Genomic DNA, 13,511 nt, shown 5'->3' with positions numbered 1-13,511 from the left:
GTGAAGAAAACCCGCCATTACTGCGTTGATCCGCCATTTTACTCATGATCGATTTACGCCACCTGCGAACCCTCCACGCGCTGCGTGAAACCGACAGCCTGCAAGAGGCCGCCGAGCGCCTGCACCTGACACAATCAGCCCTGTCGCACCAGTTCCGCGATATGGAAGAGCGCATCGGCATGCCACTGTTCGTGCGCAAATCCAGGCCGGTGCGCTTCACCAGCGCCGGGCTGAAGCTGCTGCAGCTGGCCGATCAGGTGCTGCCTCAGATCCGCAATACCGAACGGGACCTGGGCAAGCTGGCCGGGGGCTGCGCCGGACGGTTGCACATCGCCATCGAGTGCCACAGCTGCTACCAGTGGCTGATGCCTTCAGTGGATGAGTTCCGCGGCGCCTGGCCTGAGGTGGAACTGGACCTCGCCTCGGGTTTTTCCTTCGCGCCACTGCCAGCCCTGGAGCGCGGCGACCTGGACCTGGTGGTGACCTCCGACCCGGTGACACTGCCGGGTATCAGCTACGTGCCGTTGTTCAGCTACGAGGCACTGCTGGCCATCGACAACCACCACGCCATGCGCCACAAGCCGTACCTGGAGCCCGCCGATATCGCCAGCCAGACACTGATCACCTACCCGATCGAACGCACCCGCCTGGACATCTTCACCCGCTTCCTCGACCCCGCCGACGTCGAGCCCGCACAGGTCCGCACCTCAGAACTTACCGTGATGATGATGCAACTGGTTGCGTCCGGGCGCGGCGTCTGCTGCCTGCCCAACTGGGCCGTGCACGAATACAGTTCGCGCGGCTATGTAACCGCCAAGCGCCTTGGCGAACACGGCCTGCAGGCAAACCTCTATGCGGCACTGCGCAGTGACATGCTGGAGGTGCCGTACGTGCGTGATTTTCTGCTGACGGCCAAGGATATTTCGTTCACCACGCTGGCAGGTGTCAGCGTGCCTTCAGGCCCGGTTATCTGAAAGCCGGGCGTGCGTTTGCGAACCTCAGTGCCGGCCATGGCGCGCCATGCCCCTACGGCCAACGAATCAGCCAGCCTTCGCCAACTGCACTTGCAGAAACGCCATCAGTGCCCCCGCCACAGGTGACAAGCTGCGCCCTTTGCGGGTGAGCATGCCGATGTGCCGTTCTACCTTGGGCTCCACAAGGGGCACGAACGCCAGTTTTTCGTTCTCCTGCGGAAAAGCGAGGTACGGCAAGGTACTGATCCCTACCCCCTCCTCCAGCATGGCGATCAACGAAATCATGTTGGAAATGAACAGCCGGCTATCGGCCAGCAAACCCTCGGCCTCGGTACCCGCCAGTAATTGCGAGGTACCGTTGCGGATCATCGGCACGCCCAGCAACTGCGCCCAATGCAGCTGCCCACCCGCCTGCGCCAGCGGGTGGTCGCTGCGGCACACCACGCCAACCTGATCATTCACGATGGGGGCGAATTCGAGCTGGTCATCGTCCACCCACAGGCTGCTGATGCCGAAATCAACCTGCCCTTGAGCGAGCAACTGCTGCACACGTTCGGCCGTGCCGTCCTGAATGCTGACCTGCACATTGGGGTGCGCGGCCACAAAGCGGGCCAGCGGCCCTGGCAGCATTCGGCTGGCCACAGAAGGCACGGTGGCGATGCTGACCTGGCCGATTTCATGCCGGGCAAACAGCATGGCTTCACGCGCAATACGGTCATGGTGCTCGATCAAGCCACGAAACAACGGGAGGCAATGCTCGCCATATGGCGTCAGCTCTACCCGGCCACCGCCCTTTTCGACCAGTGCCTGCCCCAGCTTCTGCTCCAGTTCACGCAGGGCCAGGGATATCGCAGGCTGGGTGCGAAAGGCCTGGCGGGCGGCCGCGTGGAAACTCTTGTGTTCGGCGACCAGTACGAAGTAACGCAACTGCGCGATTTTCAGCTCGGGCAACATGGTTAGCATTCCTTATCAAAGCATTTTTTTTATTAATTTTTATTTGCTGCATATTGCTCGCATGATGAATGCCATGCAAACGGAGGGAGGCGTTCATCCATGTCACACAAGACCTACAACAACTACATCGATGGCCAGTGGTGTGAAGGCCACGCCACTTTGGGCAACTACAGCCCCTCGGACACTGGCGACCTGATCGGCCAGTACCATCAGGCCAGCGCCGAACAGGCCCGCCAGGCCATCCAGGCCGCCCGCGCCGCTCAACCCCTGTGGGCCGCCAGTGGTCTGGAAAGCCGCCAGCAAGTGCTGATGGCCATCGGCGACGAGTTGATCGCCCGCAAGGAAGAGCTCGGCGAACTGCTGTCGCGAGAAGAAGGCAAACCCTTGGCCGAAGGCATCGGCGAGGTCAACCGCAGTGGCCAGTTCTTCCATTACTACGCCGCCGAAGTGCTGCGCCAGATGGGCGAGACTGCCGCCTCGGTGCGCCCTGGGGTCGACATCGAAGTGCATCGCGAACCGGTGGGTGTGGTGGGCATCATTACCCCATGGAACTTCCCCATGGCCACCGCCGCCTGGAAAATCGCCCCGGCCTTGGCCTTCGGCAACGCCGTGGTGTTCAAGCCGGCCAACCTGGTGCCGGCCAGTGCCTGGGCGCTCACCGAGATCATCAGCCGTCAGGGCCTGCCCAGCGGTACCTTCAACCTGGTGATGGGCAGCGGTGCCGACGTCGGCGAGGCCCTGATCCAGTCCGCCGAGATCGATGCCCTGACGTTCACCGGTTCTCTGCAGACGGGCCGACGCGTAGCGGTGGCCACCGCCGGTAACCTGGTGCGCTGCCAGCTGGAAATGGGTAGCAAGAATGCCCTGGTGGTCATGGACGACGCCGACCTCGAACTGGCCGTGGAATGCGCGCTCAACGGGGCCTTCTTCGGCACCGGGCAGAAATGCACCGCGTCGTCACGGCTGATCGTCTGCGACGGTATCCACGACCGCTTCGTCGAGGCGCTGCGCCTGCGCATGCGCCAGCTGAAGGTTGGCCATGCACTGGAGGCTGGCGTACAGATCGGCCCGGTCGCTGACGCGCGCCAGCTGGAACAGAACCTGGCCTACCTGCAACTGGCCCAGGCCGAAGGCGCCACCCTGATCGAAGGTGGCGAGCGCCTGCAACTGGCCTGCGATGGCTACTACATGCGCCCTGCCTTGTTCATCAACAGCCGCAACGACATGCGCATCAACCGCGAGGAAGTGTTCGGCCCCATCGCCTGCGTGATCCGCGTGCGCGATTTTGAAGAGGCGCTGGCCACGCTCAATGATACCGAGTACGGCCTCACCGCCGGGATCATCACCCAGTCGCTGCGCCACGCCAGCCACTTCAAGCGCCGCGCCCAGACCGGCTGCGTGATGGTCAATCTGCCCACCGCCGGGACCGACTACCACGTGCCATTCGGGGGCCGCAAAGCCTCGAGTTTCGGCCCCCGGGAACAGGGGCAATACGCTCGCGACTTCTACACCGTGGTCAAGACCACCTACCTGCGGCCCTGAAGGAATACATGCCATGCACGACCTTTTGATGATCGACGGCCTGCAGTACTCCAACTGGAGCCAGGAAATATTCCAGCAGATGCAGGCCGGTGGCCTGAGCGCGGTGCACGCCACCATCGCCTACCACGAAAACGCCCGCGAAACCCTGTCACGCCTGGGCGAGTGGAACCGCCGCTTCGAGACATGGCCCGAGCTGATCCGCCCGGTGCGCACGGCCAGCGACATCCGCCTGGCCCACGAGGAGGGCCGGGTGGGTATCTTCTTCGGCTTCCAGAACTGCTCGCCGATCGAGGACGACATTGCCCTGGTGGAGGTTTTCCGCCAGCTCGGGGTGTTCGTCATGCAGCTGACCTACAACAACCAAAGCCTGCTGGCCAGCGGTTGCTATGAGCGCGAGGACAACGGCATCAGCCGCTTCGGCCGCCAGGTGATCGCCGAAATGAACCGCGTCGGCATGCTCATCGACATGTCTCACAGCGCCGAGCGAAGCACGCTTGAGGCCATCGAACTGTCCAGCCGACCGGTGATCATCTCCCACGCCAACCCTGCCAGCTTCCACGCCGCCAAGCGCAACAAATCCGATGCGGTGCTACGCGGGATCGCAGAGTCCGGCGGGCTGCTGGGCTTCAGCACCTACCCGTTCCACCTCAAGGGTGCCTCGGACTGTAGCCTGGAAAGTTTCTGCGACATGGTCGCGCGCACCGCCGACCTGATGGGTGTGGAGCACATCGGCATCGGCACCGACCTGTGCCAGGCGCAACCCTTGTCTGTGCTGGAATGGATGCGCAACGGCCGCTGGAGCAAGGACAAGGACTACGGCGAAGGCTCCAGGGACAACGCCAACTGGCCGGCGCCCTTGCAGTGGTTCCGCGACAGCCGCGACTTCCGCAACATTGCCCAGGGCCTGCGCGCCCGCGGCTTTGCCGAGCACGACGTGGGCAACATCATGGGGCTGAACTGGTTGCGCTTGCTGGAGACCGCCACCACGGCACAGGCCTGAACCCCTTGCACGGACAGCATCAACAATAAAAAGAATCGCAGGTTCCGGAGGTTTCATGAAAAACCCAACTACCTTGCAGGCCAACGGCCAGGCCATGGGCCTGCCTATGGCACGCGATATCGACTGGCCGTTGTTCCTGATCAGCGGCGGATTCCTAGGCGCCTTCCTGCTGGCGGCGCTGATCGACATCGACACCGTGTCGGCGCTGGTCAATACCCTGTTCGCCTGGTCGACAAAGGCCTTTGGCCTCTATTGGCAAGTGCTGATGCTGGCAACCTTCGCCGTCAGCCTGTTCATTGGTTTTTCCAGATGCGGGCGTGTACGCCTGGGCGGGGTCACCCAGCGCCCGGACGTCAGCACCTTCAACTGGATCGCCGTGATCATGTGCGCCCTGCTGGCAGGTGGTGGCGCCTTCTGGGCCGCTGCCGAACCCTTGATGCACTTTGCCAGCCCACCGCCCTTCTTCGCCGGCCTGCAACCGCACAGCGAAGCGGCGGCTACCGCGGCACTGGCGCAATCGTTCGTGCACTGGGGCTTCCTGGCCTGGGCCGTGCTGGGTAGCCTGCTGGCGATCGTGCTGATGCACCTGCATTACGATAAAGGCCTTCCGCTGGCGCCGCGCACCCTGCTTTACCCCCTGTTCGGCAAGCGAGCGCTCAAGGGCCCGATCGGCACCTTGGCCGACGCTGCCTCGATCATCGCGGTAGTGGCCGGCACCATCGGTCCGATCGGTTTCCTTGGCCTGCAGATCAGCAGCGCCATGCACGCCGTGTGGGGGTTGCCCAACACTATCGTCACCCAGTCGCTGACCATTGTCCTGGTTACCGCGATGTACACTGTCTCGTGCCTGGTGGGCCTCAAAGGCATCCGTTTTGTCAGCGAGATCAACGTCTGGTTGATGATCGGCCTGGCACTGTTCATGGTGGTATTCGGACCGACGCTGTTCATCCTCGGCGGTTTCCCGGCGGCCTTTGCCCTGCACGTGGAGCACTTCATCCCCCTGACGATGTTCCGCGCCGACCCCAAATGGCTGGACTGGTGGACGGTGTTCTACTGGGGCTGGTTCATCGGCTACGCGCCCATGGTGGCCCTGTATGTCGCGCGGATCTCGCGGGGCCGCACCATCCGCGAGATCATCATGACGCTGTCGATCATCGCACCGCTGGTGACCATGTTCTGGTTCACTGTGGTGGGCGGTACCGGGATCGGCCTGGAGCTGCAAACGCCAGGCATCGTCACCGCCCATGGCGCCAAGCCTGAAGACCTGTTGCTGGGAGTGACGCAGCACCTGCCACTGGGTGGCCTTGTCAGCGCGCTGTTCCTGTTCTTGAGTTTCATCTCGGTGGCCACCAATGGCGACGCCATGGCCTTCACCGTGGCGCTGGCGATGTCCAGCAACGATAAACCGAAGAAGTGGTTGCGCGGTTTCTGGGCAATCGGCATGGGCTTGGCGGCGGTGGTACTGATCACCATTGGCGCAGGCGGGGTGACGGCCCTGCAATCCTTCATTGTCATCACCGCGGTGCCGGTGTCGCTGGTGATCCTTCCAGCGCTGTGGGATGCCGTGCGCATCGCTCGACACATGGCCCGTGAACAAGGCGTCTGAACATGATCCATCCAGGTACAACAACAATGCCCAACAGCGTGCCTGCAATACCCGCGTTGCGCCCTGCCAGCCAAGTCATGGACCTGGCCCGGCTGGGTAGCCACTTCCAGAGCCCGCTAAGCTTCGTGCGCAGCAGCATGCGGCGGATGATGCAGCAGCGCTGGCAAATCCGGCGCAGCTGTTTCGACCTCGATGGCCAAGGCTTCGGCACTGCGATCTACCGCATCGAAACGCCAAACGGCCATTACCACTGCGTGATCTTCTCGGCCTACCTGCCGCCGGAAAAGCGCAGCGATCGGGTCATCGCCGACCAGTGGGACGTCAGCTTCGTGCTGGTGGCCGGCGATGTCGACTCGGCACAACTGGCCGACCTGCAACGCAACGTGCCGCTGCAGGAAGCCGGTCGCTTCGATGCACGCGTGCTGGTGTTGTCGCGGGCCAACCGTAGCTTGCGCAATTTCGACCGGTTTCTGGCGGCGCTGGCAGAAGGACGCCAGCCCGATCCACAGCAACTGGCTGAAGTCGGCTACCTGTATCGCACCACAGCGGTTTACGGTAACGGCAAGTTCGGCATCGCCGATTTTGGTTGCCTGCAAGATAACCTGGACTTCAACCAGCCGTTCAGCGCGCAGATGTTCACCGTCTACCTGCTGCGACACTTCAGCATCGAGCAGATCAACCACATGGCCCGGGCACTCGCCCCGCAGTGGGCAGTGCAACTGGCCCCGGCGCTACAACGCTACCTGGGGGTCGGCAACGCGACCGGGCTGGGAATGGCCCCTTTTCTGATCAACCACCCTCAACTGGTGGAGCACTGGATCAGTACGCGGGAAACGGCCCTGGCCCTTGTGCTGGCGCAGTCGGCGGAGCCCGACCAATTGGCACGCCTGCGGCAATTGCTGGCGCGCGCCCAGTTGCACCTGAGCCAGTCCCGGACCGAAGACCAGCGCCAGCATGAGCAGAACCTGCAAACCTTGGCCGAGCTTGCTTTACTGGCCACCTGGCTTGGCACGCAAGCCGACGGCGCGGGCCTTTGGCCGCGCCTGCTGGCCTGGGCGCAAATACACACGGGGGTGGGCTGCCAGGAGCTTCTGGTCAGCCTGCTGCTGGAGCTGTACCCCGAGCAGGTCACGCCCCTGGCCGAGCACATGGGGGTCAACGAAAGCTGGCAGCTGGACGCCCAGATGCCCCTTGGGCAACTGCGCCAGCTCATCGAGCAGCAGTATGGCTGGGCGTTGCGCTACGACTTCAGTGCTGCCGATGCGGAGCACTTCTTCTGGTACCGCTCAGCTGAAAAAGAAGAGCCGCGCCTGGGCATTCGCGCAGAGGAGCCAGGGGCCGAAAAAGAAATGCAGCTGGGTATTGCCCGCAATATCCAGCAGTGCCATAGCGCGCTACTGGAGCACCTGCAACTGCAGCCTCAGGCGCTGACCGCTCACTTCCTGATCGCCCAGCCGATGTTCAAGGGCGCGGTACGCCGCCTGCAAGGCATGGCAAAAACGAACTACGGTGAAATCCGTGCCAATCTGCTGGCCCGGGACATGCTGCCGATCCACCTGCTGCGCTGCAAACTGGCATTTTTCGGCGCGGGGAAATTCGACCCCAAGTCAAGCCGCTGGGTGCGTATCACGCTGTTCCAGGGCGCGCCGCTGGTCAGCGACATCGGTCAGCCGTTCGCAGACGACTGGAATTTCGCAGTCATGCCGCAAAGGGAGCTTTGACCATGCGCGTATCGCTTAACGAAATACAGGTGATGTGCCGCAAGGCATTCGAAGGCATGGGCTTCGCCCCGGGCGACTGCGAGGATGCCGCCGAACTCGTGGGCTGGTTGCAACTGCAGGGGCTCGATGGCGTCGGTGCACTGGAAAAGGCGTTGCGTTATCTGCAAGCCGAAGCTGCACGGCCATACGCCTTGTGCCATGAGGATAACGCCCTGCTGGTGATCGACGCCAAGGGCCAGAGCGTGTTGCGCTGCGCCGCCACGGTGGTGGAACTGGCGGCAGCCAAGGCCATGCGCTGTGGTCAGGCTGAACTGCGCATACGCCACTGCCACAACCGTTTGCTGTTGCTGGGCTACCTGAGCCGGGCAGCGGTGCAGGGGCTGCACGTGCAAGCACGCTGGGAGGACGCCCGCCAATGCCACCTGGCCGATTTTACCGCCGGCATGCCGCGCCCGGAACTGAGCAGTGAAACCCGGCCCCAGGCCATTGAAGCGGCCGCGCAAGACGTAACGGTGCTGTTCACCCGAGCAGGCCAGACCGCCCAGGCAGTAAGCGACCCGCAGCGCACACTGCAGCAAGGTTTTACCGTCAACGAACATACCTGGCAAAGGCTCAGGCAGCTGGCCGAACACATCCTTGTCGAGAGCACCGAAGCCTCACGCCGCCACGGTGCAGGCGGCGGCAGCGACGCCGACTGAACACCCTTGCCACTGAGGAAACAACCCATGAAGCATGCGATAAAGACCGAGCTGTTCGCCTCCAGGGCGCCACTGGAATGGGCGGTCGTCGGCAACGGTACGTTGTACACGGCCCAGATCCCAATCGATACGCAGGGCCAGGTGGTTGCCGGCGGCATCGAGGCCCAGGCCCGCCAGACACTGGACAACCTGCGCCACACCCTGGAAGCCGCTGGCAGCTCGCTGGATGCCGTGACCCAGGTACTGATCTACGTGACCGACCGCCGTTATCTGGCGACTGTGAATGCCGTGTACGCCGAGTATTTCCAGGCACCCTACCCCAACCGCGCGGCCGTAGTGGTGGCTGGCCTCGCCCGGGAAGAAATGCTGGTGGAGCTGGTGGTCTACGCCTGCCTCTGACGCCCTGAAGGCGCCCGTCTCACGATGTTCAGCGTTCGCGCAATCGAGTGCCGCCCACGCGGCGCTCGATGCATGCCCCCTCCGCCCCACGTCATGCACCCGGAATACTCCCTTTTTCTCCCGCCAGGCACCGGCCTGCGCCCCATTTCGGTTCAAAACCCGCGCCCGGATCAAAAGCGCCCTTTTTTGATGCGCCGGCCCTTGCGGCCAGGCAGCACACATCGGGTGTGCCCCTCACATTTCCTGCATCGCCAGAACCGCCAGGCGTATTCGGCATTTTTATTGCACAGACTGGTTGTACTCAACGCACAGGCAATCTACCGAAACCGAGGTTAACGCGAGACACAGCTCCCACTTACCCCAGCAAGGCAGCACCCTGAAAGACGCAGATGAACCGCAATGAAGCTGCCGGCAACGGCGGCAAGGAGTGGGTATGTCCCGGGCTTTTTTCAATGAAATGTACGAAGCGAACGGCACTTGCCGCCCGCATTACCAGGAGTTCGCCCGCTGGCTGGCCAACACCCCGCTGGAGTTGCTGGAACAGCGCCGGCGCGAGGCCGACCTGCTGTTTCACCGCGCAGGCATCACCTTCACTTTGTATGGCGACAAGCAGGATACCGAGCGCCTGATCCCCTTCGATATCATCCCGCGCAGCATCCGCGCCAGCGAATGGCGCACGGTCGAGCGTGGCTGCATTCAACGGGTACAGGCGCTGAACCTGTTCCTGGAGGACATCTACCACGACCAGCGCATTCTCAAGGCCGGCATCATCCCGCCAGAGCAAGTGCTGGCCAACGAGGGCTACCAGATCGCCATGCAGGGCCTGGACCTTCACCGTGGGCTGTATGCGCATATTGCCGGTGTCGACCTGGTACGTGACGGCGATGGCAGCTACTTCGTGCTGGAAGACAACCTGCGTACCCCCAGCGGCGTCAGCTACATGCTCGAAGACCGCAAGATGATGATGCGCCTGTTCCCCGAACTGTTTGCCGCCCAGCGCATCGCGCCCATCGATCACTACCCCAACCTGCTGCTGGACACGCTCAAGAGCGCCAGCCCACTGGACAACCCCACCGCGGTGCTGCTCACGCCCGGCCGTTTCAACAGCGCCTATTTCGAGCATGCCTTCCTGGCCCGGGAAATGGGCATCGAGCTGGTCGAAGGCGCCGACCTGTTCGTGCGTGATGAGCATGTCTACATGCGCACCACGGCCGGCCCCCAACAGGTGGACGTGATCTATCGTCGCCTGGACGACGACTACCTCGACCCGCTGTCCTTCAACCCTGACTCCATGCTGGGCGTGCCGGGGCTGATCTCGGTTTACCGCGCCGGCAATGTGGTACTGGCCAACGCCGTCGGCACTGGCGTGGCCGATGACAAATCCATCTACCCCTTCGTCGACGACATGATCCGCTTTTACCTGAGCGAAGAACCGATCCTGAACAACGTGCCGACCTGGCAGTGCCGTAAGCCGGCGGACCTGTCCCATGTACTGGCCCACCTGCCCGAACTGGTGGTCAAGGAAACCCAGGGCTCCGGCGGCTATGGCATGTTGGTCGGGCCCGCCTCGACCAAAGCCCAGATCGAGGACTTCCGCGCGCGCATCAAAGCCCGCCCGCACGCCTATATCGCTCAACCGACGCTGTGCCTGTCAACCTGCCCGACCTTCGTCGACAGCGGCATCGCACCGCGTCACATCGACCTGCGCCCGTTCGTGTTGTCGGGCAGTGAAACCCGCCTGGTGCCCGGTGGCCTGACGCGCGTGGCGCTCAAGGAAGGCTCGCTGGTGGTCAACTCGTCGCAAGGCGGCGGTACCAAGGACACCTGGGTGGTGGAGGACTGAGCCATGCTTTCGCGAACTGCTTCCGACCTGTACTGGATGTCCCGCTACCTGGAGCGTGCAGAAAACCTCGCACGCATGCTTGAGGTCAGCTACTCGCTATCGCTGATGCCCCAGGCCGGGCGCAGCGACGGCCATGCCGAACTGGCAATGTCGCTGATGGCCTCGGGCATGCTGGACGACTACCTGCGTCGGCACAAGGAACTCGACACCGAGCGCATGCTGCACTTCTTCGCCCTCGACGCCACCAACCCCAGCAGCATCTACTGCTGCCTGCAGGCCGCCAGGACCAATGCCCATGCTGTGCGCGGCCGTATCACCGCTGACATGTGGGAGAACATCAACGCCACCTGGATCGAAATGCGCAACATTGCCAGCAATGGCCTGGGTCGCTACGGCATCAGCCAGTTCTGCGACTGGGTCAAGGAACGATCGCACCTGTTCCGCGGTGCGACCTCCGGCACCATCATGCGCAACGATGCCTACAGCTTCATTCGCCTGGGGACCTTCCTGGAGCGGGCGGACAACACCCTGCGCCTGCTCGATTCGCGCTATGAAATGTTCGGCGAGGCCTCCGAAGAGGTCAGCGACGACTCCGCCCGCGGTTATTATCAATGGAGCGCCCTGCTGCGCGCGCTGACCTCGTACGAGGCCTTCAACGAGCTCTATCGCGCCGCGCCCAGTGCCCGGCCGGTGTCCGAGCTGCTGCTGTTGCGGGTGGACGTGCCGCGCTCGCTGCATGCCTGCATCGAGGAACTTGACCTGATCCTGGCGGGCCTGCCGGGCAGTACCGGGCGGGCCGCCCAGCGTATGGCCGCCGAACTGAACGCGCGCCTGCGCTACACCGCAATCGACGAAATCCTTGATGCAGGGTTGCACCCGTGGCTGAGCGACTTCATCGGCCGCATCAACCAACTGGGCCAGGCCGTCCATCACTCCTACCTGGAGGTTGTATGAAACTGTCCATTCGCCACGACACGACCTATAGCTACGCCAGCGACGTGTGCAACAGTATCCAGTTCCTGCGCCTGACGCCGCGCAGCAGCGAACGCCAGCGTATCAATCAATGGCAACTGGACCTGCCCTGCAAGGTCAAGGGCCAGATCGACCCTTACGGCAACATCCTGCATGTGCTGACACTGGACAAACCCCATGGCCACCTGGCGCTTACCGCACACGGCCAGGTCGAGATCGACCCGGATTGCGAGCACGAAACCGAGAGCCAGTCGCCCCTGCCGTTCCTGCGCGGCAGCCACCTGACGCTGGCCGACAACACCCTGACTGCTTTCGCCGCCCGGCAATGTGGCAGTCACCGCGACCGGGCAGCACTGATCGGGCTGATGCAAGGCCTGGCCGAGCACATGCCCTACAGCCCTGGGGCCACGTCGGTGGGCACCACGGCCATCGAAGCCTTCAACGGTGGCGCAGGCGTGTGTCAGGACCACACCCACGCCTTCCTGGCCTGCGCACGCAGCCTGGGGGTGCCGGCACGCTATGTGTCCGGCTACCTGTGCACCGAGGACGAACAACACCTGGCCAGCCACGCCTGGGCCGAAGCCTGGGTCGACGATGCCTGGTACAGCTTCGACATTACCAATCGCCTGACCCGGCCAGAGCGTCACCTGAAACTGGCGGTGGGCCTGGACTACCTCGATGCCTGTCCGGTCAGGGGCGTACGCCGCGGCGGCGGCGCCGAATCGATGCAGGCCAGCGTCCACGTGCATCGCCAGTGACAGGCTGGCTTCAGACCGGTCTTGCCGCGCGAGTGCGGCAAGACCCTTCCACACGCAACACAAGGGAAACCGCATGACTTACTGTGTCGCCATGCACCTGGAGGACGGGCTTGTCTTCATCAGCGACTCACGCACCAACGCCGGCATCGACCAGATCTCCACGTTCACCAAGTTGTTCGTCTTCAGCGTCCCGGGCGAGCGGCTGATCGTGCTGCAGACCGCCGGCAATCTGGCGACCTCGCAGTCGGTGGTAAACCTGCTGCAGCAACGCACCCAGGGCAACGGCCCCCACCTGCTGAACGTTGCCACGCTCTACGATGCAACGGTGCTGGTCGCCGACACCCTGCGCGAGGTGGTCAAAAGAGACCGCAGCAAGCTCACGGCCGATATCGACCTTAGCAGTTCATTCATCGTCGGCGGCCAGATAGCCGGCGGCCCCATGGCCATCTACAACGTGTATGCACAAGGCAATTTCTTCCAGGCCACACCGGACACCCCGTTTCTGCAGCTGGGTGAAAGCAAGTACGGCAGGCCAATACTCGACCGCAACCTGGATTACCGCACGCCGCTCGATGAAGCGCTGCGCTGCGGCCTGATCTCGTTCGACTCCACCATCCGCAGCAACCTGTCGGTGGGCATGCCGCTGGACTTGCTGGTGTACCGCAATAACAGCCTGGAAAGCATGACGCGCAAGCGCATTACCAGCGACGATGCCTATTACCAGCAGATTCGCAGGCAGTGGAGCGACGGCTTGAAAACCCTGCTGGCCGAACTGCCAGCGCCGCCTTATGGCTGAGTCAGCGAACTGTCCAGATCCTTTGGTGCCTGGACAGGCACTTTCGCGGTCTGGCCCGCGCCCACAGGTACTGTGCAAGCCTTGAAGGCTGTGATGGCCTGTGGGAGCGGGCGAGCCCGCGAACAGGCCGGTACAGGCAACACCTCAGTAAAACCAATGTGTAATGTTCGAAACTCCGTGGGTTATCCTGCGCCTTCCCTCCTGTCACGAGACTGCTGCTGGCGGCCTACAGACTGCACTGCAGGTGA

At 63.1% G+C, this 13,511-nt stretch carries 12 protein-coding genes; 11 read left to right on the top strand and 1 reads right to left on the bottom strand.

Features of this window, described 5'->3' with window-relative positions; translation table 11 throughout:
- The first annotated feature begins 44 nt into the window (after positions 1 to 44).
- On the top strand, positions 45 to 974 hold the full coding sequence (locus tag ACZ889_RS15190; RefSeq protein ID WP_047602994.1) for a LysR family transcriptional regulator: 930 nt from the start codon (positions 45 to 47) through the stop codon (positions 972 to 974).
- A 66-nt stretch (positions 975 to 1,040) separates the two neighbouring features.
- On the opposite strand, the gene ACZ889_RS15185 is transcribed toward ACZ889_RS15190, so the two are convergent.
- Complete coding sequence (locus ACZ889_RS15185) at positions 1,041 to 1,928, bottom strand: LysR substrate-binding domain-containing protein (RefSeq protein ID WP_014860458.1); 888 nt, start codon at positions 1,926 to 1,928, stop codon at positions 1,041 to 1,043.
- Positions 1,929 to 2,027: 99 nt separating this feature from the next.
- Here ACZ889_RS15185 and ACZ889_RS15180 point away from each other — a divergent pair, with 99 nt between their 5' ends.
- From ACZ889_RS15180 to ACZ889_RS15135, 10 genes are all read left to right on the top strand, one after another.
- Positions 2,028 to 3,470 carry an aldehyde dehydrogenase family protein gene (locus tag ACZ889_RS15180; protein WP_010953610.1) on the top strand — a complete coding sequence of 481 codons (1,443 nt, stop codon included), beginning with the start codon at positions 2,028 to 2,030 and terminating at the stop codon, positions 3,468 to 3,470.
- Positions 3,471 to 3,483: 13 nt separating this feature from the next.
- On the top strand, positions 3,484 to 4,470 hold the full coding sequence (locus ACZ889_RS15175) for a dipeptidase (protein ID WP_003254063.1): 987 nt from the start codon (positions 3,484 to 3,486) through the stop codon (positions 4,468 to 4,470).
- Between the two features lie 55 nt (positions 4,471 to 4,525).
- On the top strand, positions 4,526 to 6,076 hold the full coding sequence (locus ACZ889_RS15170) for a BCCT family transporter (protein ID WP_476257524.1): 1,551 nt from the start codon (positions 4,526 to 4,528) through the stop codon (positions 6,074 to 6,076).
- A gap of 26 nt (positions 6,077 to 6,102) precedes the next feature.
- Positions 6,103 to 7,797, top strand: a complete 1,695-nt coding sequence (locus tag ACZ889_RS15165; RefSeq protein WP_476257523.1) for a hypothetical protein — start codon at positions 6,103 to 6,105, stop codon at positions 7,795 to 7,797.
- Positions 7,798 to 7,799: 2 nt separating this feature from the next.
- Entirely contained in the window at positions 7,800 to 8,495 is a 696-nt protein-coding gene (locus tag ACZ889_RS15160; RefSeq protein ID WP_409292579.1) for a DUF3726 domain-containing protein, read from the top strand.
- A 27-nt stretch (positions 8,496 to 8,522) separates the two neighbouring features.
- Positions 8,523 to 8,894, top strand: coding sequence for a RidA family protein (locus ACZ889_RS15155; RefSeq protein ID WP_003254071.1), 372 nt, complete (start codon positions 8,523 to 8,525; stop codon positions 8,892 to 8,894).
- Positions 8,895 to 9,327: 433 nt separating this feature from the next.
- Positions 9,328 to 10,737: a circularly permuted type 2 ATP-grasp protein gene (locus tag ACZ889_RS15150; RefSeq protein WP_476257522.1), complete on the top strand. Its 1,410-nt coding sequence runs from the start codon at positions 9,328 to 9,330 to the stop codon at positions 10,735 to 10,737.
- Between the two features lie 3 nt (positions 10,738 to 10,740).
- Entirely contained in the window at positions 10,741 to 11,691 is a 951-nt protein-coding gene (locus ACZ889_RS15145; RefSeq protein WP_003254074.1) for an alpha-E domain-containing protein, read from the top strand.
- Positions 11,688 to 12,467, top strand: a complete 780-nt coding sequence (locus ACZ889_RS15140; RefSeq protein WP_014860454.1) for a transglutaminase family protein — start codon at positions 11,688 to 11,690, stop codon at positions 12,465 to 12,467. Before ACZ889_RS15145 ends, ACZ889_RS15140 begins: the two co-directional genes overlap by 4 nt.
- Before the next feature lie 73 nt (positions 12,468 to 12,540).
- A complete protein-coding gene (locus tag ACZ889_RS15135) occupies positions 12,541 to 13,263 on the top strand; it encodes a proteasome-type protease (protein ID WP_014756324.1) in 723 nt (240 codons plus the stop codon).
- Positions 13,264 to 13,511 lie beyond the last annotated feature (248 nt).

The organism is Pseudomonas sp. TE3895 (genome assembly GCF_056278855.1).
This window is presented reverse-complemented; position numbering and strand designations above follow the sequence as displayed.

Coding starts and splice junctions, on each gene's coding strand:
- ACZ889_RS15190 (WP_047602994.1), top strand. CDS start 45: ATGATCGATTTACGCCACCTGCGAACCCTCCACGCGCTGCGTGAAACC.
- ACZ889_RS15185 (WP_014860458.1), bottom strand. CDS start 1,928: ATGTTGCCCGAGCTGAAAATCGCGCAGTTGCGTTACTTCGTACTGGTC.
- ACZ889_RS15180 (WP_010953610.1), top strand. CDS start 2,028: ATGTCACACAAGACCTACAACAACTACATCGATGGCCAGTGGTGTGAA.
- ACZ889_RS15175 (WP_003254063.1), top strand. CDS start 3,484: ATGCACGACCTTTTGATGATCGACGGCCTGCAGTACTCCAACTGGAGC.
- ACZ889_RS15170 (WP_476257524.1), top strand. CDS start 4,526: ATGAAAAACCCAACTACCTTGCAGGCCAACGGCCAGGCCATGGGCCTG.
- ACZ889_RS15165 (WP_476257523.1), top strand. CDS start 6,103: ATGCCCAACAGCGTGCCTGCAATACCCGCGTTGCGCCCTGCCAGCCAA.
- ACZ889_RS15160 (WP_409292579.1), top strand. CDS start 7,800: ATGCGCGTATCGCTTAACGAAATACAGGTGATGTGCCGCAAGGCATTC.
- ACZ889_RS15155 (WP_003254071.1), top strand. CDS start 8,523: ATGAAGCATGCGATAAAGACCGAGCTGTTCGCCTCCAGGGCGCCACTG.
- ACZ889_RS15150 (WP_476257522.1), top strand. CDS start 9,328: ATGTCCCGGGCTTTTTTCAATGAAATGTACGAAGCGAACGGCACTTGC.
- ACZ889_RS15145 (WP_003254074.1), top strand. CDS start 10,741: ATGCTTTCGCGAACTGCTTCCGACCTGTACTGGATGTCCCGCTACCTG.
- ACZ889_RS15140 (WP_014860454.1), top strand. CDS start 11,688: ATGAAACTGTCCATTCGCCACGACACGACCTATAGCTACGCCAGCGAC.
- ACZ889_RS15135 (WP_014756324.1), top strand. CDS start 12,541: ATGACTTACTGTGTCGCCATGCACCTGGAGGACGGGCTTGTCTTCATC.